Source organism: Neobacillus sp. BP17, assembly GCF_059579525.1.
On the sequence record NZ_CM184198.1, the window covers coordinates 5,385,861 to 5,411,918 of the forward strand.

Consider the following 26,058-nt stretch of genomic DNA (forward strand, 5'->3'; position numbering starts at 1 on the left):
CTTCACTCCTATTTTTTAAAATCTGCTATTCTACTAAATGGCATGCCACGAAATGATCAGGGGTTTCCCCTTTTCTAACGGAAGGTTCCCTTAGCTTACAAATATCCATAGCAGCAGGACAACGGGTGTGAAATCTGCAACCTGTTGGCGGATCAACCGGGCTCGGCAAATCACCCTGCAGGATCATTCTTTCTCTCCGCAATCGCGGGTCAGGAATCGGGATTGACGACAATAATGCTTTTGTATAAGGGTGCTGCGGATTAGAAAAGATAACCTCTTTCGGTCCTGACTCCACAATGGTTCCTAAGTACATGACCCCGATATGATCACTTATGTGCTCCACAACACTTAAATCATGTGAAATAAATAAATAGGTTAAATGGAATTCAGCTTGTAAATCCTTCAATAGGTTCAGGATTTGGGATTGGATTGACACATCTAAGGCCGATACGGGTTCATCCGCAATAATCAACTTGGGTTTCATAATGAGTGCCCTTGCGATTCCAATCCGCTGCCGCTGGCCTCCACTGAACTCATGTGCATATCGATGGGAATGGTATTCACTTAAACCGACGATTTCTAAAATTTCAGAAACCCGTTTATACCGTTCTGCCTTAGATAGATTGGTATGAATCGCAAGCGGTTCTGCTACAATATCCCTAACTTTCATTCTAGGATTGAGTGACGCATATGGATCTTGGAAAATCATTTGCACTTTTTTTCTCATTGCTTTTAGTTGAGATTCTTTTCTTTGAGAAATTTCTTCCCCATCAATCCAGATTTCTCCCTCACTCGGTTCAATTAGCCGGGAAATCAGTCTACCTGTCGTGGATTTCCCACAGCCGCTTTCACCAACAAGACTGAACGTCTTCCCCTCCGGAACCATAAACGACACATTGTGGACAGCTTTTAACGTATTCTTTTTTCCAAACATACCGGCAGGAATAGAAAATGACTTTTTAAGCCCAGTTACTTTTAATAGAGTATTAGACACCGATTTCCCTCCTCCCCTCTTTGTATAACCAACAGCTGCAGGACCTGCCATTTTCCAATTTCATTTCTGGAGGCTCTTCGCTATAACAGAGAGGCATCACATCATCGCATCTTGGGGCGAATTTACATCCCTTTGGCAAATTACTTGGATCCGGGACATTTCCTTTAATAGAATCCAATTTTTCTTTTTTCTGCCCTAGCTTAGGTATCGAGCCTATGAGTCCTTTCGTGTAAGGATGTTTTGGACTTTCAAATAGCTCGAATACATCTGCCTCTTCAACCACTCTTCCCGCATACATAACAACAACGCGGTCGCACATCTCTGCTACAACACCTAAATCATGGGTAATCAATAAAACAGACATTTTTTCTTTCTCTTGCAGCTGTTTCATTAAATCAAGTATTTGAGCTTGGATGGTAACGTCAAGTGCAGTTGTTGGCTCATCAGCAATTAACAGCTGAGGATGGCAAGAAATCGCCATCGCAATCATGATTCTTTGCCGCATACCGCCAGATAATTGATGTGGAAACTCATTCATGATGTCTTCCGCTCTCGGGATGCCTACCTTTTTTAAAATAGAAACCGCATGTTCCCTCGCCAATTTCTCTCCTAATCCTAAATGAAGGCGAATAGGCTCCAGCAGCTGTTCCCCAATTTTCATCACCGGATTTAATGAAGTCATTGGTTCTTGAAAAATCATCGCGATTTGTTTTCCGCGAATCTTCCTCATTTCACTTTCTGATTTATTCGTTAAATCCTGATCATTAAAATGAATTCTGCCTCTGGTTATTTCTCCACTCGTCCCTTTAAATAGTTTCATGACTGAAAGTGATGTTAAGCTTTTTCCACTCCCGGATTCACCGACAAGACCGAGAACCTCCCCCTTATGAATGTCGAAGTTAACACCGTGTAAAATTTTGATTTTTTGCTTATCCTTGGTGAACTCGGTTTCAAGATTTTCAACTTGCAGAAGCTTCTCCATCCTCTTCAAACTCCTTATTCATTCTTTGTTTTAGGGTCCAGCACATCACGCAAACCATCTCCAACTAAGTTGAAAGCCAAAACAGTTAAAAAGATGGCAATACCAGGCATCATGACTACATGTGTGGAGGTACCTAAATAATCACGTCCAAGACTCAGCATCGCTCCCCAATCCGGTGTCTCCGGGCTTGCACCTAAGCCAAGGAAGCTTAAACTAGATGCAGCCAAAATCGCTGTTCCAATTCTCATCGAAATAAATACGATTAAACTACCTAGGGTTTCAGGAAGAATATGCTGAAACATGATCCTAAAATGGGAGGCTCCCATTGATTTGGCTGCCTCTACAAAGACCGTTTCTTTTGCCTCAAGCGTTGCTCCTCTTACAAGTCTTGCAAAGGATGGGATACTAAAAATGGCGACCGCTATCACTACATTGTTTAAGCCAGGCCCTAGGATGGCAACAATGGCAATAGCTAATAAGATATCTGGAAAAGCAAACATGACATCACTTGATCTCATGATAAGGCGATCTAACCATCCGCCAAAATATCCACTGATAAGTCCTAAAAGAGTTCCTCCAATGGCTCCCAAGAATACAGAAAGAAAACTAACCGTCAGCGAAATTCTTGCACCTGCCAGCAATCGGCTAAAAATGTCCCGGCCATATTCATCCGTTCCAGCTATGTGTACCTTGCTGGGGCCTTGCAGCATAACATTATAGTCAGGTTTATAAGGATCATAGGGTGCCATGTACGGTCCAATAGCAGCTATGATCATTAACAAGAGAATAAATAGGCTTGCCCAGAACGCAGTCTTTTGCCTTTTCCAATTCTTCCAAAAATCTTTAAGAGGTGAATACTTTTTTTCTATGATTCTAGTATTAGTCTGATTGACTGCTTTCGATATTTCCATGACTGCCCTCCTTTAAGCTGCGTATCGAATCTTAGGATTGAGATAACTGTATAAAATATCAACAATTAAATTGACGAGAATAAATTCAACAGAGAATAATAATAATTCTGCCTGAATGACGGGATAATCCCTAAAGGCAATAGAATCAATTAATAAACGACCCATTCCTGGAAAACTAAAAACCGTTTCTACCACTACAGATCCACCTAATAAAAATCCAAACTGCAGCCCTGCAATGGTAACAACTGGAATTAACGAGTTTCTTAGAGCATGTTTAGGAATCACAACAGACTCCTTTAGCCCCTTCGCACGTCCTGTTCGGATAAAATCAGCTTTGAGTGTTTCGAGCAAGGAGGACCTCGTAAAACGAGCAAGCATCGACATAATCCCTGCCCCTAGCGTTAATGAAGGTAAAATATAGCTTTTCCATCCTTCTGCACCACCTGTTGGAAACCATCCCAGCTGTACGGAGAAAATTTGAATGAGGATTAGTCCTAACCAAAAACCTGGTAACGAGATTCCAGAAACCGCCGCAATCATCCCTAGATAATCCGGCCATTTATTTTTAAAAACAGCTGATAACGTTCCAATCAATAAACCGATTACTAAAGCCCATACCATGCTCGCTAATGTTAAAAAAACAGACGGCATAAAACGGTCTACAAACATTTCCGATACGGGTAGTTTTGTATTTAGGGATGTTCCTAAATTACCTTGAAATAAATGACTCATATAGGTAACATATTGCTCCCATATGGGTTGATTGAGTCCAAGTTCTGCTTGAATCTTGGTTACCTCTTCTAACGTGGCATCTTTACCTGCAACTAAACGTGCAGGGTCTCCCGGAATTAAGTGGGTAAAAAGGAAGATTAATATCGAAACGATAAATAGGATAGGAATCATTTCAAGAATTCTTTTAACAATATATTGGAGCATACTTGATTACCCCTTTCTAACAAAATCCAATAGTCAAATCTCCCTGGCGGAAAAGGCTTTCCTTCCGAAGGTTCTTTAGTCTTAATGCCCATAAAAAAGAAGGAAAGAAGCTTCGGGAAACATCCCTCCGCCTCTTTAATCATGAGAAATTTCTACTTAATATTTGCATTAGTAACGTCAATTCCACCATCCGGTGTAATGTTCACACCTTCTACATTTGCTCTCTTACCATCTAGAATTTCATCCACACCTAGGAAAATCCATGGAGCATCTTTATAGATGGTCGATTGAATATTACTATAGATTTCTGCCAATTTCGTGGTATCTCCCGTTTTATTCACTTCCTCAATCCATTTGTCTACTTGGTCATTTTTATAATAAGCAGTATTAGCACCATCCGGAGGGAAGGAGCCGCCATAAAATAGCGGTTTCGTGGCATTAGTGGTATCGGATGGGTAAGCCGACCAACTTACATACCACATCTGCAGCTTTGCATCCTCAGGTTTTTGTGCTCTGAAAATTTCGTCTGATAGGGTCCCTTCTTCCATTGATTTAATTTGTAAATCTACACCAATCGCTTTTAATTGCTGCTGGATAAACTGCATCCCTTTCATCGTATCGGAATTGGTATTCCCCCAAATTTCTGCTTTAAAGCCCTTTTTATACCCTGCATCTTTTAGCAACTGTTTTGCTTTTTCAATATTTTGCTTATATTCTTCCTGTTTTGTGTAATAAAGTGTTTTACTAGGAATAATCGAGTCTAACGGCAATCCCAATCCTGCGTTTACTACATTGATAAATGCATCCTTATCTACCGCATAGTTTAATGCTTGACGGACGCGAGGATCATTAAACGGTTTTTTCATGGTATTAATCGATACATAACGCGCAATGGTAGAAGGAATTTTTTCGACTTTAACATCAGCATTGCTCTCTAATTCTTTTAAGTTTTGACTTGGTAACGGATAGATTACTTGAGCTTCCCCTGTTTTTAACATGGCTACCCGTGAACCATTTTCCGGAACCGGTTTATAAGTGATTTTCTCGACACGGTCGGCTTTATCCCAATAACCATCAAATCGTTCTACTGTTAAATGGTCTCCCTGAACCCATTCCACAAACTTAAAAGGTCCTGTACCGACTGGATTTTTACCGATTTTATCTTTACCCTCAGCCAGCAGCTTAGGGCTAAGAAGCTTTGCGGATACAAATCGTGTTAACATCCCAGCATAAGGTTCTTTTAGAGTAATTTTTATTTCATATTCATTGATAGTCTGGATGTTTGTGATAAGGTTAAACCCACGGCTATTTAAACGCAGGCTATCGTCCTTCATGATTCGTTCATAGTTCGCTTTTACTGCTGCTGCATTAAACTGTTCCCCATCGTGGAACTTTACACCTTGTCGCAATTTAAACGTGTATTCCAACGCATTGTCACTGACACTATACGCTTCAGCTAATTTTGGGATAATTTTTCCTTCTGCATCAAATCCTAAAAGACCTTCGAGCATAGCTGATTGAACGGAGTTAGAATTGGTATCTCCTGTATTATGCGGATCCATTGAAATGAAATTTTCATTTACAGCGATCACCATTTCTTTGTCTTCTTTTTTGCTTCCTTCTTTCTTTTCCCCGCTACTTTCCTTACTAGAACATCCAACAACCAACACTGCCGAGATTACAACTACCAGCAGCATTTTCCAAAAATGTGCCTTTCTCAATTGATTTCCCCCTTTGATTATTTTTCCAGGTATTTCGGTCTTGTTGTGATATTCTCAGCTATACCCTTGATAGAATATGATTTTGATTTCTTCTATCTTCTTCTTGGTATTACAGAACAATGAATAGAATTAATCTTAAATCCGAGTGAGTAATTTTTTCACGATGTTTGTAATTAGCATTAAATTTACCGCTAATTTTTCGTTATTTACCTATTTTTATAATTAATTTCTCCAGTGGTGAAATTAATATGATAAAAAATTTTGAACCTATTAAATTTCCTTTTATGTAACGTTTTTACTAAAAAGATATTTTAAAGCTTCACTGCTAGTTTGAAATTATTATATCTTTCGTAAGATACATTTTCAATACACTTTCATAAAAATTTAAATTTTAAAAATGTTCTAACATTTAATACGCTCATTAAATCATGATAGATAAGGTGGTATTACATTGAATTCAGAAGAAGTGTTATATGAGTGAAAGAAAAAACCAGCTATTATCTTGCTATGATATTAGCTGGTTTTTCGCATGATTATGATTTAGAAATATCAATAAATCCTTCTCCGAACACATCTCGAACATCATGGATAGCGATGAAAGCAGTCGGATCTGTAGCTTGAACAATACGTTTCAGCTTTATTACTTCTTGCTTACTTATAACAATATAAAGAATTTCCTTTGGGGTTTTTGTGTAATAACCATGACCTGAGTATACCGTCACCCCTCTATCCATTGATGTTGTCACCTGTTTGGCAATATCATTCGGTTTATCAGAAATAATCGTAATGGCCTTCTTTGGATTTAAGCCTTCTATAACAAATTCCATCACTTTCGTTCCTACATAAAGCATAATAATGGTTAACATCAGCTTTTCTGCACCAATTATAAAATAAGATGAGAAGGCAACAATTAGATCAAAAAACAATAGGCCATAACTGATGCTCCATCCTAAATACTTTTGGGTAATCCTTGCCAAAATAGTAGTACCTGCTGTTGTTCCGCCCACTCGAATGATTAAACCAATTCCAACCCCTACAAATACTCCGCCAAAAATTGCATTCACCATCAATTCATTAGAAGCAATACTCCAGCTTTCTGTTAGATGTAGAAAAAGCGAATTAAGGACTACAGCAATAATCGTATAAACTGTTGTGATCTTATTCAAAAATTTATAACCAACTATTAACAAAAAGGCGTTCAAAATGAAGCTGACTAAACCTGGGGACCACCCGAATAAATAGTATGCAATAATTGTGATACCAGTTACCCCGCCTTCCCCAAGCTCATTCGAAATAACAAATAAATTAACACCTAACGCAAAAAGAAATGCACCAATAATGATAAAAACAATGTCGGTGGTTGTATTTTTCAGATTTAAATTATCCATTACGCTCTGTACCTTTTCCCTCTCCCACTGTATCAAGTAAATTTGTATTTTCTTATTTTTTCAAGAATCATTAATAAAGGCTCTGTTTCCCCCAAAAAAACAAGCGCATTTCCCTTTTCGAGAAATACGCCCTTTCAATTAGTCATTTAAACGACATCATAACACAGTCCCTTTTGAATAATCAACTAACACCAATAAAGTCCCCATTACCAAATATAATGATACCAACAAGATATCCAGCAGTAATAAGTGTCGTTACAGACTTCAAGAAAGATTCAAAAACTTATATTGCATAGTGACATTCAAACCATGCTGGAAAACTAGCATGGTTTTTTCTGAGACCCTTCGTCCATTTGAACAATCCTTCCCTATTTTTCAGCAAATTTCCTTATTAACCAAACGTTTGATTAAAACATCTTTATCACTTGGTACATATGTCTCGAAGCAGCTTAAGCCAAAAATAATTTGTAGAAAATTAACAAAAAATTAGTCGCTTCTTAGCAAAAAGTCAAAATACGACACTCTTTCGACGAAATAACAAAAAGGCTATACTAATTAAACGTTTGGTTGAAACAGCCACAGAGATTGAATAATAAGAATTTCTCTAACAAAGTGAACACAAAATTTGTCGTGAGAAAAGTATCAACTTCGCAGGAAATAACCCTCAATACTACAATATTACTGGGATTTCTCATTTAATTTACATAATTCTAAATACCTACTGTTATATTGAGTATTTCCGATCAAAAGATTTTCTAAGTTGTCGTATAAAATGGTAAAATTATCTAGTCTAATAGGAGTTTCGGGTTGATATGGAGCCTGGCCCCCTTCTTGTCTATATCGCTATTAGATTTGGATGAATATTAAACAAAGGGTTCAATCTAAAAATATGTACCAAAAACGTATAAAAAATTTTATCTTACTGTAGGAGGAAATCTTATTCATGTACATCGAGGTAGAGAATCAAAGAAGTATAGTGGAGGTTAAAGACAAAAATTTTACTCACTTTAACAAAGAGTATTATCATTTTTTTGATGGAGAGTCCGTCAATATATTTAAACAATTAGATGATGATATAAATATAAAAACCTATTTAATCGCTATTGATGTAAGTTTGCTAACTGATAGGATTAGTGAAGCATTAGATGAAATGCATGATTTAGAAGTCTTAGATGAATTAGGAGTAGCATACCCTAAAGATTTTACAAATATTCTATACATCAATGACATAAACGTTATCTCTAAAGATGCTGCTTTGGAAGGCTTTTTACAAGGACAACTAGCAACTCAAGGAAGTCTTAATTCTACACAAGATACTTCCCAAGTAGTTGAACTTAAAGAAGGAGCAATTGATACGATCAATGAGTTAATACTCTCTCCTTGGTTGCTGCATAAATTAAAGGATTACGGGGATCAAAATGATAGTCTTTTTATTCTTCCTAAAAAAGGAGATTTTTATTTAGCCTCAAGTTCTTTTGTGTTTGAAGTTTTTAGCATTAAGCATGGGCTATTCACTAATAAAATGAACTTAACTTCTAATGAAGTTAATCTATGTCTCACAACTAAATCAATAGAAAACTTTTTTAAATATTTAGGGATTGTAAAACATCAAACAGAAAATCACCTTAATTCTGTCTATACATTAGAAAAAAGTTTAAATGATCAATTTCATAAATTAGAAGATTACTATCGTTTACCTGTTCACCATAATGACATTATAAGACTAGCTGCAAAGGATGTTTTCGAAAATATATTGGAGGATGTTACAGAGATTGGAGCGGATAAGAAGTTAATTCACCAATTTTTCCCAAATGGTAATCACTTAGATTTAATGGAGATTACTAACTTTATCTCCTCTTTAACCTACGAGGGTGCAGTATTAAGAGGAAGATTTTTATTATATAAAGATGACACTGACTTTGATCAAGTTATTTCCCTTAAAAATGCAGTTGACATCACTAATTATCGAGTCATCCGAAAGCTCTTAGAAACAACGAAAGATCAAATGTATTTATTATTTAATGGTAAGGCCATTATAGGTCTTGGATTAAAGAATAAGGACACTGGCCTTAGAAGTAATGCTTATGAAATTATTTTTAAAAACAAATTACATTGGGAAATTAAACTTGCTAGAGGTAAGGATAATAGTGAAGTTATTTTTAGCATTAAAGATGGCACCCCAACTTTAAAAAGTACAAAAAATTATAAACAAGGGGAATTTGAAAATAAATTTTACGATGCCTTTAATAGCAAAGAATATGATGATATTTGGAATGTAGTTAAATCAGCCATGGACCAAAAACATGGGACTATGCTGGTTATTACAAATAGAACTCAAAAGGAAGCGGATAGGTTATCTAACCAGGGATTTTTGTTAGATTTACCTGCTAAACTGCCTAATAGTGTGGTAAACGGACTAACCTCTATCGATGGGGCATTATTACTTGATACTAGTGCTAAATGTTATTCTTTTGGACTAATATTAGATGGAAAAGCAAACGATTTAGGAGACTTATCAAGAGGGGCTAGATATAATTCTGCTATTAGATATATAGAATTGTTTAAAGAGCAATATAAGGGTAACTACCATTGCCTAGTTATTATTGTCTCAGAAGATGGAATGATTAATATTTTTTCAAGTAAATAATATAATCGAGAAGACCCCCTTGTGGTTGTAATATGAGGTTTAACAGAATCCGATATGTAATCCGTATTACTGCTCCACCGGTAATCACATGGGGATTTTACCATTTTTGCCTCTATAGGATTCAAATGAATACATCTGCTAACATCTAATAGATAGTCTTTGGAATCAAAAAGTTCTGCTCCATGAAAACCAAGCACGGTGTTTTCTCGACTATTGAGCAAATATAAGGGGAAAGGGCTTGCTGCAGGATTCCCCTTAAAGTAAAACGCGAATCACTTGGTACTCAAGAGATTCGCGTTTTTGTGTTACATCATTCCATATGTACTTCCCACACTTCTAGCATCAGACAAATTTTGAACCATCGTCGGAATTGCTGGACCCTGTATTCCTCAAATTGCCCTTTGAAACCTTTTGTACTAGAAATCTCAATACGGACATAGTATTAAATAATAATTTTACTAGAAGGAGGAAACTGGGATTTGGTAAACAGACCAACAGAAAACAATACACAAGAAAACACTGAGGACGGGGTATCTAACAAAACGGAAACTCTAATGATTTTGTCCTCAATTTTTATAATAGTTTGGACAATCTTCACTATATTTTTGACCATCGGAAACTATATGCGTAACAAGTTAACCTTCGGTGGGGACCTTGGCCAAATAGGGGATTTCTTCAGCGGAACTTCCACACCTATCTTAACCTTTCTTGCTGTATTATTTGCTTACTTCGCATTTAAAAGTCAAGGAGAGCAAATAAGACTTCAAAAAGATCAGGCCGAAACCAATAGAATTGAAAACACTTTTTTCCAATTGTTAGATTTACATAATCAAATTGTCAAAAGTATGGAGTATAAGTATAAAGGGGGAAAAGAAACTGGGAGAGGCTTTTTTAAAGTAGCATATAAAGATTTGCTAGAAATTCATACTAAAAAAGGGAAGGAAAGATTCTATAAGAGTGATATTACCTCTAGCATGAAAGACCTTGATTTTAAACATAAAGAAATTCTTCCTCACTACTTTAGAAATCTTTATCAGCTGTTTAAGTGGATTGATAAAAACAAAGATCATTTAAAAGAAAAAGGGTGTGAAGAATTTATTGATTTTGTACGAGCTCAATTATCACACCATGAAATCATACTATTATATTTCAATGCCAACTATATGGATTCTGAATACGGAACTAACAGTTATACAGGTGTAGATACCGAGCAAAAGTTCATTAATATACTGAATAAGTACAACTTTTTTAAAAAACATGAAAATGAAGATGCGGATTCCATTCTCACACAATTTAAAAAAGATGTAGAAAACAAACAAAACACTAACTAGCTGTCTAGATATGAAAAAAAACTATAAGTGGATGATATAAATGGACCATATTAATAAAATTTCTAATACTAAAACACTTTACGAACCATCTACAGGGCTGCCTACAAAGGATCTTCTCCTAGATCGATTCAAGATGAATATGGCTTATGGCACCCGGTTCGGGATGTCGACCGCCGTTTGTTATCTACGTATTCAGTTTCCAATTGAATTGTTGCATAATGAAGATCAAAAATTCGAAAACCAATTACAAAAATTAATCGTTAGCCGCTTAAAAAAATGTGTACGAGAGATTGACACTATCGGGGTGGTTAATTCCACTGATTTTATTATACTCTTAACAAATGTTAGCAAAGAGGAATGCACTGACATTCTTGAACGAATGATTAGTCACATTAAAGGCGACTACACCATTAAACAACGGACCGTTACTATCAAAATAGCTATTGGGACAAGCATATTCCCCTACGATGGCCGCACAACTGAACAACTCATTATGTTAGCTCAAGCCCAGATGTATGAAGTAATAGCCCTAGGCAGCAATTCCTATCGTATCTATAGGGGTGACCTCCATAACCAGGCCTACCGAAAAGCAAGGATTGAAAATGACCTGCGCTATGCGGTTAAACACAATCACTTCACCGTCCATTATCAACCACAAATCCAGCTAGACAATCTAAAGGTAGTGGGTGTAGAAGCACTAATCAGATGGGAACATACAGAGCTCGGAGACATCAATCCTTCCGAATTCATTCCGATAGCGGAAACTACAGGACTTTCCAATGAACTCTTCTATTGGCTATTTAGAACTGTATGCAAACACATCAAAGAGCATCTTGTGGATACCTATTCAAACAGCATAAAAGTGTCTGTCAACATCTCTATTAATCAAATACTAACACCTAACTTCGAAGAAATGGTCTGCAAAACCCTTCATGATTTTGGCCTCAGCTATGAATGCATCACTTTTGAAATCACCGAAAGTATTAACCTTTATAACCTTGAAGTTGTAAAAATCAAACTTTTAAACTTGAAAAACCTTGGTTTCCAAATCGCTCTCGATGACTTTGGTTTTGGATATTTCTCCTTTTCCGATCTACTGGAATTACCTATCAACATAGTAAAATTTGATAAAAGGTTTGTTACGAGTTTAATAGACAACAAAAAACTCAAACATGTCATTTCTCCTATCATTGAAATGTCACATAACCTTGGATTAAAGGTGGTCATTGAGGGGGTTGAAAGAGTTCAAGACTTCAAAGAATGGCAAGAACTGAAATGCGATATCATCCAGGGTTACTTTATATCCAAGCCTAAAATCGTTAATGATTTACTCTCTACTATCGAAAAAATTAATCATGACTTTTCTAGCAAAAATAAAGAGTGATAAGCCCGCACCCTATGTATTCACATCATAGGGTGTTCTACTTTTAGAGAACCCCAAAGACAGGGTTTAGCTCCTGTTTGCCCATTCCTAATACAAATATTTAATTAAAATCTACTATATTTTTATAATTGGGAGTTTAACTTAGGTTCGGCCTTTTTTATAAAATATATATACTCTTGACTTAATTGCCATTATACGCTGACCTCAATTCTCACCTCCTTGAATGAGTTGAGCCTGATTAGTCGTTTCTCTGTTATATTAATTAGGTTTTAACTATTGAGGTAAGGCATTAGTTCTTAATTTTTCTCTCTGCTAATTTCTTAGCTTCTTCAATATCCTTGAACCTTCCGTAATATGTACCTTTTACATTTACAATCCAATCTTGGTTAGTTTCATCCCAAGAAACTCCTCTGACACCGCTTTTACTTCCTGTTCTTGCTCCTTGCCTGTTTTGTTGATTCTCACTGATAGTTGCATTCATTAGATTACTTTTTCTATTATCTAAAGTATTATGGTTTCGATGATCTGTGACCATTCCCTTGCGGGTGTTCATAATAAATCTATGTAAATATATTCGTCCTTCTAGAGTATTGGCAACTGCGTAAGGATCCCCGTTCCCTTTGAAATAGAACCATGTATATCCATTGGCTTTTACCCGGACCAGGTCTTCTCTATCAATTAATGTTCTAGCTTTTTCTTTGCCCTGCTTATCCCTTAGAATAATAGCAACCACACCATTTTCTACCGCTTCGTAGTCATTAATCATTTCTTTACTATAAACCTTCAAGTTTGATTTACAATTATTCAAAGTGTCTTTATCCACATGCCTGATTGGTTCCTTATTATCCACTCCACTGATAAAGGAATGTAACGTGATTTTCTTACGGTGCTTTTTACCGTCAACATAATAGTAACTAACATTTTGAACCAGATAATTTTCAAAGTCATTATGCCACTCTGCAAACCAAGTTCCTTTGTCTAATACTCTTTGGAGATCCGCTGCATCAATTTGAGTAGTTAATGAGGAACCATCGCGTCTCTTTAACTTAAGATAAACTTTATCATCCTTTAGCTCATACTCATTACCTTTTACAATTTGAACGTCCTGGTACCCAACAGTTAAATTACTTTTCCTATGATCTAGCTGGGTTATTTATCAAAATGGGAAAAGATTTCTATTCCCTATTACTAGTTCGAAAGAATACTTAAAAATTTTCCCCTATAGACACATCATTGTTGAATAAGATAAAATAGGTATTAGGACATAGGTAAAAGTATGCAGATGTTTATATTTCTGGTTTACAAATTAGTCAAAGAGTAGCTGAGAATGGTTACTCTTTTTTGGTGGAGCGATTAATGGTAACAAACGAGATTGATATAGATAAAGTATTTGGGGAGCAAAAGATGATGAAAAAGATAGCAAAGTTAGTAACAGCAGGAGCATTTGCATTAGGATTATTCGCAGGAGCTGGAGTAACAAAATCAGAGGCAAGTACATTAACTAAACCTGCAGGCTCAAATTTCTTTAAGAGTGCTTCAAATTCATCAACGAACTACTACATGGTTCAAGATTATAAAGGTACAACAGTTCGTGCAAAAACAACTGCATCAGTTGCTCTAACAGCATACAAAGAAAACTATTCTTATGGTTCTGTATCTTTCGTAGACTATGACAAAGTAACAAAAACAGCCTATAAAACTACTGTAAGCACTCAAGCTTACACAAAAGCAAGTAAAAATGCCAAACTAACAGCACGAAACTCTAAAGGAAAAGTTATCAACGTAAAAATACCAACTAAAAATGTTATGACAAAGTATAATGCTAGCTGGTATAAAGACTCCTTTAAATATACAACTTATGTGAAAGTTAAAGGGAAATGGGTAAAACAAACGAAGACCGCTACAGTATATGTCCCTGCTAAATATGTTAAAGGATACACTTCGTCTTCTTGGGTAAAGAAAACTAAGAAAGTGGATAAAGGCTTCTTCTATACTCCAGCAGCAACTAACGGAGTAACCTTAGAGGAGTACAACAAAATTGAAATTGGTATGAGCCTAGCTGATGTAGAAGCAATTACAGGGGAAAAATTTATTATAGAATATTCTTCATCTTATGACGAAACATTATTCGATGATGATTTCAATGAGATTGGAACAAAAGTTCACACAAACGCTTCATATACATGGAAGTATGAACTCGACACTGAAACTGATTATATATGGAGACATGCTGATTTAGACTTCGAAGATAGTAAGTTAACTTATAAATACCAATATGGCTTAAAATAAGTGACGAAAGGGTTTATTCCCTTTACTACACTTAGCAAATTGAAGAACATCGCATATTCAATCTTTAATTCAACAGTTGCCTAATATGGGTGACTGTTTTTTAGCCTCTTTCATTTTGAAGAGTATTGCAAGCGCTCCTTATCTGTAGCCTCTACCGTCAGGGTGAGGGTAATCATCTGATTGCGTTCATAGGACCGCATGTGTTCTGCGATCACTTGGTTTTGAGCCACTACGATTACTCGGTCGACAAAAATCTTTGCCCATATAGATTGAACCATTTAACTGCAGGGTACAAAATAACGATTGGTTTCCACAGTAATAAGGGAAGTTTTATTAACCTTGCACGAAAAAAAAATTACAAGCTTCAAACCAGCTCTCAGTAAAGGGATGAAATTACTCCTTTTATTTCTCCCGCATTATCAGGTGAGTTGTTAGTCTGTATTGTTTTTAAGGTATTTTGCTCACTCACTATTAAACTTAAATCCTTAAATAATTTTTGAATAAAGATTGTTTCTGCGCGTGTCTGACTGTGAAGCACGTGTCGGTGTAATCTATAGCTGCACAGGTTCATGCTAGAAGTTTACTTCTCTGAATTCTCTAATTCTACAAACCTTAGCATATTTCGGGCCGGTGACACGGGCCGGTGACAGGCACCAGGATTAATAAAAAAAGCACTCACTGCAAGGGAAAATCCCTTTTACAGTGGATGCTCAAAGTGCCTGACACCATTATATGTTATCATCGCCCGGTACACGTTTTACAGTCATTTTATTAAATGAAGAAGAAAATTCATTGGTCGAGTAAAAAATAAAGTCGTATGTTTTTCCGTGATACAAATAAGCTTTTTCTTCTTCTTGGCGAAGAATGGGTTCCCCTAACTCTTCAATAATTTGCTCTCTAGTTAAATCGTTAATATCCACGCTAATTTCTTTAACCTTACCATTAGTATTAAAAGTCATATCTACTGAATCACTATTTCCTGATGTTTCAATATCCTTCTCTGGCTTCCCAAAATACGTTAAGTATTCTGCGAACTGTCCTACCTGGACTACATTTCCTAATGATGAAACAAAACTATCCTCATCCACTTGTGAATCCAGTTTGCTTACTAATATCTCACTAATCCAGCATTCTTGTCCCGTAGCTAAAGTGAATTTCAACCAATTAAAATCCTCGACAGGATCTTTTTCAATTTGTTCAACGGTAATGAGGTCACCAAAGTTAACTGTCGTTATTTTTTTACTAGCAGCTAAGTCAGGCATGTCCCTTACGAACCCATCAACCACCTGAACATACCGACTATCCTTTGAGTCTGCCACTGCAGTTTCTTTCACTTGCTTAGATTGTTCAGCTTTAGATTTATTGTTATTCTCTACATTCAAGACCTGATCTTTATTATCAGCTTGGAAATAGGTAATGACATGATTCCATTTTAAGTAAGTGAAGGTAGCACCGATAATAAACATTAACACCACCAGGGAATTCAATACTTTTGCTCTCTTATGATTGGTCATTTTCCTTGAATGGTTCCTTCTTAGTGCAATCGTGTTGTCTTCCGAAGTCTCATTTTTTGCAGTGCTGTTTTCATGAACCTCCTGTTTAGTGCTTCTTTTTTCCAAAACACTCTGATTAAACTGTTTCCTTTCCTCATTTGACATCTTATTCAAGTCTTTTATGAATTGCTCGTAATGAGGAACGACGTCCTTTACTGATCCGTAAGCTCTTACTCCACCTGCCTCAAGCCAAAGCGCTTTTTGACAGAATTCCTTAATCTGCCCTATAGAGTGACTGATAAAGAATATGGTCTTCCCCTTCTCCTTAAAACTATTCATTTTATCTATGCATTTTTGGTAAAATGTTTTATCCCCAACAGATAAAGCCTCATCAATAACCAAAATATCTGGATCAATGTTAACAGAAATAGCAAAACCTAATCGAGACTTCATCCCACTAGAGTATTTTTTAACAGGCTGATCTATAAACACTCCAATATCCGCAAAGTCAATAATCTCCGGCATTAATGCTTGGATCTCTTTCTTTGAAAAACCAAGCATTAAGCATTTTAACTCAATGTTTTCTCTTCCTGTTAATTGATTATTAAGTCCTGCACTAATTGAAATGAGCGCTGCACTTCCATCTATTTCAATCGATCCTGAACTTGGTGGAATAACTCCTGAGATTAAATTGGACATAGTTGATTTACCCGCACCGTTTACTCCAATAATTCCAATGATATCTCCCTTTTCAGCTTCAAAACTAATATTTTGTATCGCATAAAAATCTTTGCCATAACCATTTGGTAAGACCAAGTCTAATAATTTCTCAGATGTCTTTTTATACATTTTATATTTCTTGGTAACATTATTAAAAACAACTGGATTAGTCATGTTTTCTCCTTATTAACAAAATCTCTTAATTAGATTTAATTCGCTTTCAAAGTTTTTCAAAAAGAACAATAATCGTAAAAATATTGTTTTAAAAGCTTTAAACCTATAATAACATAAAAAAAATGAAGATATTAAATTGTTAATTACTAAATTATTGGATATATTAAAAGAACTGAATAAATATTTCATAATGTCTCTTCTAAGACTATTAACCTATTATACTTAAATAGATTGTTTTTTTTAGGTAAACAATTTATAGTAAATTACGATATTTTCTAGCTTTGAATATTATTAGTCACAATAGACAGGGTGAATAGATAGAAGGTACGATAAAATGACTGAATTTAAACGGTATGATTTTATGCAAGGAAAGAGGAAAATACAAAAAAAGCGGACATTATTTAGTTTAATATTAATTACAGCGATTGGATTCATTATTATTGGAGGAAATTCACAAGAAAGCAAGAAAGTGAAACGATTTCAATTTGAGAACTTAACAGCACGCCAGATGGCAACAGTCGAACTTACAGATAAGACTTTGATGCAATCCTTAGCAGTTGATGAAGTCCACCAGCAAATGTTCGTTTCACAAGTGAAAAGCGGACAAACTGACAATGTTGCGGAATCATTTGTTATTACCCGTTGCACATTGGATGGGCGAATGCTTGATAGTATGACGTTAAAGTATGGGGGTCATGGGACGAATATAGGCGTGGAGGTTACCAATGATGATACAGTATATATTTGGAGTTCCTATGAACGTGTGAATGGGAATAATACCACAATAGGGCATGACCTTGTCCGTTTCAAATATAAAGCAGGTGCGACCTATACACCATCCTCTCGTGGGATTGAAAATTATTCTAATCTAATAGATACTAGACCATCCGTTCAGGTTTCACCTACTATTGATAGCAAAAATAGAAGGCTAGCCGTTCGTCAAAGAGATAGCGTTAAGCAAACGCAATGGGTTGATATTTACGACTTGGATGATATTATTAATCATTCAAATCGCAAAGTTACAACAATAGAAATTCCAGAATATCTATTTCTTTTACAAGGACTATCACTAGACGGAAACTATTTATATTGGCGTACAGGGGATACGAACGAAAGGAATTACAAGGATTTTGTTTCTGTGTTTGATATTAAGACAGGTCAAATTATCGTTCAAAAGAATGTGACTTCGGGATGGGATTCAGCCTTTTATAAGAATATTTACCGTGAGCCAGAAGGCATTTTTATGTACACCAACCCTATTACAGGGGAGAAGATGTTATTAGTTGGTATTGTAACTGGGGAAGCAGGGGAAGAAGCTTTTATAAATAGAATTTATGCATTCCGTTCGCTTAAATAAATATCTTTGTAAAAGCTATCATAACCAAGCATGAAAAATAAAAGGTTTTTACTTTTAAGACTATTACCTATAAGATTTTTATAACACAATAAATTAATATTAAATATTAAAAAGGGTGAGTACATTTTTCAGTACCCACCTTTTAGCTTAAATAACCCTTTTATTTATTAGGAACATTCCAAATTCGCAGAATTCTATAAGCCAATTACTAATTATATCAAAGTAAGTGAGTGCAGCCTGATCTTTCGAGTTCTTCGTAAAATTTATTCCTAGTTGTATTCCTTAGATAGTGAAAGAGAATGTTGGATAACTTATCATCTAACTCAAGGATTTCTAATTCTTCAAAATACAAAAATTTATCTAATTTGTCCTTAGTTACCCATACTCCCCCTTCTTCTTCCTTGATTACATCGAATTCTTTACCTATCATATCCAAAGGAGTTTTATTACCATTAATATCTGTTATTGATTTAACTACTTTTATCCTCATTTATAATCTCCTTTAAAATACGTTTTTAATGAAATTCTTTTAATCAATAGAACACATTAAAACTCCCAAAAAAATACATATAAAAGACCTAATGAGTCCAGATGATAATTCGAAGAAGAACATAATTAGAATAAAAGGCATATAAATAAACAGTTTGTAATCAAGCATTAGATTGTTTTCTTATATTTTAAATGTAACATTTAAGTAGAAAGGATACAAAAGGAAAAATACGATATAAACCGACACTAAATGATTGATTATACGTGTTTTTTTCAGTAAACAATGTGTAAAACGATAATACCTTATCATTTTCTGTAATTTTAAGTAAAAAGTGTAGAAGATTGTATTATTTTTTTATTTCTCCTTTTTTTATAACAAAAAGTACTATCCAAATTTGGATAGCACTAATATATACTGACATCTACTATAGTCGATTAAGTCTTTCTTTTAAAATGATAAAAGATAACTCTTTAAAAAGTTCTTTGTAGTAAGTAGATTCATAATGTGAAAATGAATTCCCGTATGGATAATTAATATCTCCCATATACGGCATATGACGAATGTCTAATAACTGGGCATTAGGTAACTTAGATTGAAAATAATTGTCTAATTTATCCCAGAAGTAATTATTACGCTCAATCATCATCTTATTAGGAAATTCTGTCTTATTATGTCCTTTATCATAGTATGAGGTCGTAAATCGGCCTTTATTAATTATGATACGTTCAGGTGGTATAATTTCTGATAATTTTTGAATGAACGCATCAGCATAATTCTTCCATTCGTTAAAGTATGCGACATTGTCAATATGATCAATAATTCTTTTAACTGGTAGGTCATTTAAAAGTTCACTATCTTCGACCACATACGATAAAGTAACAGCTGATTTTTCTGAAACCCAAATAACAGGTCGAATCACATCAGGATATAAATCAATTAAAAAATATTCTGCATTTGAAGCTTTAAGGTTTTCAAAAAAGGTTTTAGAAAAATCCTCTTTAACAAAATTCTTTTCACTTGAAGACATATCCGTGTACTGATCTAAGTTAAACTTAAAAGGTTCTGTCATGACGCTAATTATAGAGGAATGAAATTGGGTGAATGCACAATTTAGAACTTGTTTATAGCCTGGGTTAAAATAAAGTCCAGAATTAAACATATTACGACTAAAGCATGTACCCATTACAGCTATATTAATCGCATTTGGTGATGTTTTATCGGATAATATTGTATAACAAGATAATATCTTAGCTGGAGACTTAAAAACCTTAGCTTTGAAATTTTGATCCTGCACATATATATATTCAGAGTTTAAGGTGATTGAATCAGGAACAGTGATGTAATAATCTGCCTCATCTACCCGTAAGAAAAAATCCCAACTTCCTGCATGTATAATTCCAGGTATAGACAAGAAAGAAATTTTAGGGATTTCAATTATCATGTCTTTTACATTGTTCCAACCCATTTCAACTAAATATTCAAACGTAATACCCTTTTTATCTTTACGTTTTAAAACAAGCTTTAAATCCTCATTCTTAACAAATTCCTTTTTATAGAATAACTCTAAATAGAAATGTGTATCATTTTCTAAGAAAGAAACTAACTCTACTTGGTTTTTATTATTTCTAATTGCGAAAAAAGATAAACGTCTTGAACCCGTAATATACGGTTTAACTATATAAGCACTTTTTGATAGATGAATTTGTTTTTCGATCATTTCCTTGGTGAACTGTTGGGGCAGGTCTATAAAAGAAGTAACTTCATGACCATATTCATTCGTAATCTTTATAACAAAATCACAAACATTGGTATCGTCAGTATAAAACGTTTGCGGTAATTTTTCCCAATTTAGTTCAAATTCAAATTTGTTTTTATTATTCAGATTCTTAATTGGGAAATCATATTTCTCTTCATGAAAGTTATATAGTGTAGAATTTGGTCTTCTTTTTGCCTGCAAACTAATTTCATGACCGTCTAATTGACCAACATTTGATTCTATAAGACCTGAAATTATTGAAAGTTTATCTTGTGTATTAAAAGTTTCAATTTTTGCTCTAATAGGTACAAAGTTCAATTTTAGCTGCGCAGTTGCTGCCATTCCGAGAGAAAGTGTCAACATAGGTAATACATCTACTGTTCCTAGTTGTTGGATTAACGCAGTATCAGTATTAATTTCAAATGTGTTAGATTTACCCTTCGCTAATATATTCCAAGTTGTTGAAGCATCGGGCAACATTTTCTTATATAACTCGACAAGGGAAATCTCCCCTTGAAAATATCCCCCTAGCATTCTCACAGGTACTTCTATAGTAATTTTGGGATGTTTGTACTCTTTTATTTGCTGATAATAAAATAATAATGATTTAATCTTTTCATTTGATTGGCCTTTGAATCGTATACGTTCTTCTCTAAGGTCAACTATAATATGGTTTAACGTGATCAAATTTTTTCATCTCCTAATAATTAGGGATAGCTAATATTCAACTTTATTTTATGATTTCTACTTTTATGGTTGATCTATTATTTGTTTGTACTTTTTTTATTTTCCTTTTAATTAAATATTGATAGATAGGAATAATTGAGTTGAATTTGGCAGCTCTAATAGCGGCTGGGTACATTTTATTATGCTTTTCTATATAAATTTGGTGTGAATCAAAATGTATATGATTAACAATATACTTTACTATCTTGATGTGTTGTCGTTTAGCCCTATAACTAAACAAATTATAGTTATCTATAGACCATCTAATAAAATAGTATCGAATAGCTGGTATTTGGCTTAAAATTCTCAAATCAATTTCTTTCAACATATTTTCAAATTGCTTTAGAAATTCTACTTGTTTACTGCTATTTTTATCTTTCATAATATTTTTATACATTATGCCTATCTGGCTCGATACAATCAGCTCGTAATGGTTTTTAACCAATGATTTTTTTATATATTTATTTATATTTGTTTTACTTAACAAATTAGAAAACTTCTTAAGTTGACTGTTAAAATTTTGCAAATACAATGATATATTTTCTTTGTCTACCTCTTCCATTTTCACAGGATTAATAGAGACATAGCGGGAATTTATTAGAGTGTTAACCTTCCATTCATATCGATCCGAAAATCCAATAGAATCTTGTAATAGAGACCGTGAAAAAGCTATATTACTGATGTCTTTACTGGTAAACAATAAAGGAGCGTCTTCTATAACATACACATCTTTGCTTTTAACAGGAGTTGTAAATGCTACTACGCCTTTGCTCCCTGCCTCATTTTTTTTAATTTTCTCGATAACCTTGTTAATATTAAAAAGGACTTCATTGACATTTTGGAAAATAAAGTAATCTGTATTACACAACTTTAAGACTTTTGAGCTTATCAAATTAACAGAATTTGCTCCCTTATTCATACTTATGAATTTAATCGGAAAGTTGCTCCTAGCGGTCACTTCATCTAATGTATTGTCTTTTTTGTTCGTGATAAGTATTAAATCATATTCACCAATTGGAGGACATAAGTTTGTAATTTTTTCAATCATTTCAATTTTTTGTGAAGCAGAACCGCCAAATAGTACGATTGTTACCATAGGGTTTTTATTTGTGACCATTTTTCGTCTCCTCACTTAGTTTAAAAAAGTCTTTGTAAACCTTTCAGTTGCTAACCCATCTTGGTTATCAAAAAAGTTATTTACGAAGGTATTAATTTTATTTCTCGGAAATTTTCCATTTTTAATATGATTAATTATATCGCTCGTTGATGAGACTATTGGACCAGGGACTAAATCCTTGTATTCGTAATAGAATCCTCTTTCTGAAAGATAGTATTCTAAATCGTATGCAAAAAATATCATTGGTCTTTTTAATAAACTATACTCGAAAATAACAGAAGAATAGTCTGTTATTAGTAAGTCCGTAATTAACAACAACTGATTGATGTCGCCAACACTAGATAAATTTAACACAAAGTTAGATAAATGGTCCGGAATCTCGATACCTTCTTGGACAGATGGATGTAGTTTTAAAATCAAAACATATTCATCGGACAATGACTTATTCATTTTTTCTAAATCCATTTCCAATTCAAACTTAACTCGTTCTCTAGCTGTACCTCTAAATGTTGGGGCATATAATATGATTTTCTTGTTCTGTAATTCCGGATATCGATGTAGATAATCTCTTTTAGTATATTCAATACAATCTTTATCAAAAAACATATCAGTTCTGGGGACTCCTATAGGCAAAACTTGGTCTAATTTTTTATTAAATGCCTCCGCATAATGAGGGGCAATTTTTTCTGAACTTGTTATTACCTTTGTGTACATAGTATGAGCACCCTTCTCAAAGTATAAAGAATTGGAATCCCTATATCCTTGAGCACTTAATCCGAATTTTTTAAACGCTCCACAAGCATGCCAGGTTTGAATAACCTCTGTTCCTTTTCTAATTTTCAAATGGTATAACTGATTATAATAATCATCAAGAAGAATAATTTTTGCATTTCCTAAATGATAGTATTGTTTGCATTTTTCTATAAACGTACGGTCTTCTTTTAAATAGACTTGCATTTTCCAATCTTTGTTATTGTAAAACAAATCATTATAGATACTCTTCAAATTGCCTTCTAATTTCTCAGTCTTATTTGTTGCAAACACTACTTTCTTTTTATTCAAAGGTACTAATTTTGAAAAGTTATAGACGATTCTTTTAAGAAAAATAGCTTCCATTCTACGAGAATTAAAGGTCTTATGGAATTCTTTTTTCTTAGTATATTTATAGATCGGTAAACCACTCTTTTTACTAACCGCTACTTTTGCGATTTCAAAAAAAGTTTGATGATTGTTCTCGTAAGCATTTGCAACTTTTTCACTCATTTTATCCATTACTGTTTCAAGTAGTTTAATGAATGAGCGATATGACCTCCAAGTTAAAAACCTGGAGTGTTCGATAATTCCCCTTATTAGAAAATACCTAATTGCTGGAACCGCATTAAATAAAGGGTCTTCAAGGGAGTTTAGCCAATTAGTTAGATTTTTAAAAGCTGAAACTTGTGTTTCTGTCCTTTTTGATTTAACAGCTTCCCTAACTGCTGGCCATATTTCATGAGTCATTACTCGTTCATAATAATTTGCCTTTAATTTATTATGATTTGGAATGCTCATAAAATTTTTGTCATTAATGATTAGCATTTCCAAAACATAATTCAGTATTTCAACAGGATCTTTTTGGATACTCTGCGTTAGGGATTTATTATCTCCTTCTCGCAATCTATAATGGTAAACTATCGAATCAACTGTATAGATCTTCTTTGCATTTAAGTAAGCATGCAAGACAAATGGCTGATCCTCCGCAAAGCGAATGTGATCAGGAAAATAGATGTCTTTGATTAATTCTTGTTTATAGAGTTTAGCACATGGTCCAATCGAGTAAAAAAGTTCCGAATTACCTGATATATGCTTTTGACCTGGATTCATTAATCCTTTATCAACGTGCGCTTTAATAAACCATTTCCCTTTACTATTGAACCGTACCGATCCACCTGTAACCAAGTCTGCATCATTTTCAATTGCAGCCTTATACATCACTTCTAGTGCATCATCGGGTAATATATCATCTGCATCAACAAAGCAAATAAAATCACCCTTTGCCATACGCAAACCGTGATTTCGTGCAGAAGCAGGTCCTCCATTTTCCTGATGAACAACCTTAAATTTTGGATTTGTATTTGTTAAATTTACTGCTAAATCAAATGTTCCATCTGAAGAACCATCATCAACTAAAATAAACTCTACTTCTTTCAAAGTTTGAGATAATAATCCATTGATCGTTTCTTCAATTAGTTCTTCAACATTATAAAGTGGAATGATTACAGATACTTTTCTTTTGCTTTCAGTCATTTAATTCAGCCTTTCTTATTTGAATATCGTTAATAACATCTTTCTCACTTTCTTTTCCAAAGACGATGCTTTATAGAAACAAAGGGTGAAAAAATATTCTATTTGATATTCATCATAAAACTTATAGGAGTTTCATGAACCATTTAAATAAAAGATATCCTTATCTTTTATTTATTAGTTCTTGGACAAATCTTTTACTTGAATTCCCATCCATATGATCAAAGTAAAATTGAACAAAACTATGAATCTTCTCCATTGAAAATTCCTCAAATAGAATCTTATCTACTAATTCTTTAGATGATTTGACGATACTTCCCGGAACAAAAGAAATGTAGTCATCGTAAAAATCTCTTTGCACCGTATATTCCTCTAAATCAAAAGCATAGAATAACATTGGTTTATTTAATAACGCAAACTCAAAACATATGGAAGAATAATCAGTAATCAAAATATCTGTTACAAGTAACAAGTCATTTACTTCTTCATAATCAAAGAAATCATAAAAAAAATCACCGTATTCTTTTGGAAAGAGATCTCTATTTTTTATAAATGGGTGTAGTTTAAATAAAAATACATAATCATCTTTCAATTGTTCGTATAAAAGTTCTACATTTAATCCCTTTAAAGGATAATAGGCAGTGCTTTGACCGTTTCCCCTAAAAGTTGGGGCAAAAAGAATAACCTTTTTTGATTTTAGAAATGGGTATTTACCATATAACACCTTTTCCTTTTCTACTTTATAATCCTTTGAAAAAAATATATCAGTCCTTGGAACGCCCAGAGGATAGATTTTATCTTCCGTAATGCCGAATCCTTCTGCATAATGCTTTGCAACATTTTTAGAACTAACAATTACCTTTGTATAATTTTTATGGTTTAAGGAATCTAGAGACGGACCTCCAGGAAGTCCTACTCGACTATAACCAAATTTCTTAAAAGCTCCTACTGCATGCCAAACCTGGATTAAATCTGCACCAGTTCGAATCTTCAAGGGATAAATCATTGGATAAAAATCATCTAAAACTATATATCTTGCCGTTGCAATGTCATAAGCTAATAAAACAATTTCTTTAAACGTTTTTTTTGTATTAATACTTTTTTTAAGCAAAAATTTATATTTTAGCTTTAAGTCCTGTGACTTCATTTCTTCAATTATATATTTAAAATTCCCTTTAATTTCAGAGTTACTATCAGACGCAAATAATATTTTATTTTGTTTTATAGGTAATAAACAAAATAATTTATACAGTAACCGAAAGACTTTTGACCGAATTAATCTGTATATATAAGTATTACTATTTAGAGAAACCATTTTATAATACTCCTAAATAACCGTTATTTAAAAGAAAATAGATT

General features: G+C 34.0%; 19 protein-coding genes. 5 read left to right on the plus strand and 14 right to left on the minus strand.

Translation table 11 applies throughout. The features are described from left to right. Positions 1-25: 25 nt before the first annotated feature. The 6 genes from AC4QJR_RS26310 to AC4QJR_RS26335 form a co-directional block, all read right to left on the minus strand. Positions 26-994, minus strand: a complete 969-nt coding sequence (locus AC4QJR_RS26310; RefSeq protein ID WP_496524728.1) for an ABC transporter ATP-binding protein — start codon at positions 992-994, stop codon at positions 26-28. Beyond that, positions 987-1,976, minus strand: a complete 990-nt coding sequence (locus tag AC4QJR_RS26315; RefSeq protein WP_496524729.1) for an ABC transporter ATP-binding protein — start codon at positions 1,974-1,976, stop codon at positions 987-989. Before AC4QJR_RS26315 ends, AC4QJR_RS26310 begins: the two co-directional genes overlap by 8 nt. A 14-nt stretch (positions 1,977-1,990) precedes the next feature. Next, positions 1,991-2,887, minus strand: coding sequence for an ABC transporter permease (locus tag AC4QJR_RS26320; RefSeq protein ID WP_496524730.1), 897 nt, complete (start codon positions 2,885-2,887; stop codon positions 1,991-1,993). Between the two features lie 12 nt (positions 2,888-2,899). After that, complete coding sequence (nikB, locus tag AC4QJR_RS26325; protein WP_496524731.1) at positions 2,900-3,823, minus strand: nickel ABC transporter permease; 924 nt, start codon at positions 3,821-3,823, stop codon at positions 2,900-2,902. Between the two features lie 152 nt (positions 3,824-3,975). Beyond that, the gene (locus tag AC4QJR_RS26330; RefSeq protein WP_026568385.1) at positions 3,976-5,544 is read right to left on the minus strand and encodes a glutathione ABC transporter substrate-binding protein; all 1,569 of its coding nucleotides are present in this window, start codon (positions 5,542-5,544) and stop codon (positions 3,976-3,978) included. Between the two features lie 533 nt (positions 5,545-6,077). After that, entirely contained in the window at positions 6,078-6,917 is an 840-nt protein-coding gene (locus AC4QJR_RS26335) for a YitT family protein (protein WP_496526750.1), read from the minus strand. Positions 6,918-7,875: 958 nt separating this feature from the next. On the opposite strand from AC4QJR_RS26335, the gene AC4QJR_RS26340 reads away from it, so the two are divergent. The 3 genes from AC4QJR_RS26340 to AC4QJR_RS26350 all read left to right on the plus strand — a co-directional run bounded on the left by AC4QJR_RS26340 (position 7,876) and on the right by AC4QJR_RS26350 (position 12,294). Then, positions 7,876-9,579: a DNA integrity scanning protein DisA nucleotide-binding domain protein gene (locus AC4QJR_RS26340; protein WP_496524732.1), complete on the plus strand. Its 1,704-nt coding sequence runs from the start codon at positions 7,876-7,878 to the stop codon at positions 9,577-9,579. Between the two features lie 479 nt (positions 9,580-10,058). Beyond that, positions 10,059-10,910 carry a putative phage abortive infection protein gene (locus AC4QJR_RS26345; protein ID WP_496524733.1) on the plus strand — a complete coding sequence of 284 codons (852 nt, stop codon included), beginning with the start codon at positions 10,059-10,061 and terminating at the stop codon, positions 10,908-10,910. A gap of 40 nt (positions 10,911-10,950) precedes the next feature. Continuing rightward, positions 10,951-12,294, plus strand: coding sequence for a putative bifunctional diguanylate cyclase/phosphodiesterase (locus AC4QJR_RS26350; RefSeq protein ID WP_496524734.1), 1,344 nt, complete (start codon positions 10,951-10,953; stop codon positions 12,292-12,294). A gap of 289 nt (positions 12,295-12,583) precedes the next feature. Here AC4QJR_RS26350 and AC4QJR_RS26355 read toward each other — a convergent pair whose 3' ends face one another. Further along, the gene (locus AC4QJR_RS26355) at positions 12,584-13,117 is read right to left on the minus strand and encodes an HNH endonuclease (RefSeq protein ID WP_496524735.1); all 534 of its coding nucleotides are present in this window, start codon (positions 13,115-13,117) and stop codon (positions 12,584-12,586) included. Between the two features lie 533 nt (positions 13,118-13,650). Here AC4QJR_RS26355 and AC4QJR_RS26360 point away from each other — a divergent pair. Further along, the gene (locus AC4QJR_RS26360) at positions 13,651-14,583 is read left to right on the plus strand and encodes a hypothetical protein (protein WP_496524736.1); all 933 of its coding nucleotides are present in this window, start codon (positions 13,651-13,653) and stop codon (positions 14,581-14,583) included. Between the two features lie 110 nt (positions 14,584-14,693). Here AC4QJR_RS26360 and AC4QJR_RS26365 read toward each other — a convergent pair whose 3' ends face one another. Together AC4QJR_RS26365 and tagH are read right to left on the minus strand one after the other, a co-directional pair. Further along, on the minus strand, positions 14,694-14,861 hold the full coding sequence (locus AC4QJR_RS26365; protein ID WP_496524737.1) for a Mu transposase domain-containing protein: 168 nt from the start codon (positions 14,859-14,861) through the stop codon (positions 14,694-14,696). A gap of 450 nt (positions 14,862-15,311) precedes the next feature. Then, positions 15,312-16,970: a teichoic acids export ABC transporter ATP-binding subunit TagH gene (tagH, locus tag AC4QJR_RS26370; protein ID WP_496524738.1), complete on the minus strand. Its 1,659-nt coding sequence runs from the start codon at positions 16,968-16,970 to the stop codon at positions 15,312-15,314. Between the two features lie 334 nt (positions 16,971-17,304). Here tagH and AC4QJR_RS26375 point away from each other — a divergent pair, with 334 nt between their 5' ends. After that, positions 17,305-18,327: a phage baseplate protein gene (locus AC4QJR_RS26375; RefSeq protein WP_496524739.1), complete on the plus strand. Its 1,023-nt coding sequence runs from the start codon at positions 17,305-17,307 to the stop codon at positions 18,325-18,327. A 217-nt stretch (positions 18,328-18,544) separates the two neighbouring features. On the opposite strand, the gene AC4QJR_RS26380 is transcribed toward AC4QJR_RS26375, so the two are convergent. From AC4QJR_RS26380 to AC4QJR_RS26400, 5 genes are all read right to left on the minus strand, one after another. Then, positions 18,545-18,817 carry a hypothetical protein gene (locus AC4QJR_RS26380; protein ID WP_496524740.1) on the minus strand — a complete coding sequence of 91 codons (273 nt, stop codon included), beginning with the start codon at positions 18,815-18,817 and terminating at the stop codon, positions 18,545-18,547. A 424-nt stretch (positions 18,818-19,241) separates the two neighbouring features. Next, positions 19,242-21,260: a DUF6270 domain-containing protein gene (locus tag AC4QJR_RS26385; protein WP_496524741.1), complete on the minus strand. Its 2,019-nt coding sequence runs from the start codon at positions 21,258-21,260 to the stop codon at positions 19,242-19,244. A 43-nt stretch (positions 21,261-21,303) separates the two neighbouring features. Then, complete coding sequence (locus AC4QJR_RS26390) at positions 21,304-22,416, minus strand: hypothetical protein (protein WP_496524742.1); 1,113 nt, start codon at positions 22,414-22,416, stop codon at positions 21,304-21,306. Between the two features lie 15 nt (positions 22,417-22,431). After that, positions 22,432-24,702, minus strand: a complete 2,271-nt coding sequence (locus tag AC4QJR_RS26395; RefSeq protein ID WP_496524743.1) for a bifunctional glycosyltransferase/CDP-glycerol:glycerophosphate glycerophosphotransferase — start codon at positions 24,700-24,702, stop codon at positions 22,432-22,434. A 160-nt stretch (positions 24,703-24,862) separates the two neighbouring features. Further along, positions 24,863-26,014: a CDP-glycerol glycerophosphotransferase family protein gene (locus AC4QJR_RS26400; RefSeq protein WP_496524744.1), complete on the minus strand. Its 1,152-nt coding sequence runs from the start codon at positions 26,012-26,014 to the stop codon at positions 24,863-24,865. Between the last annotated feature and the right edge of the window lie 44 nt (positions 26,015-26,058).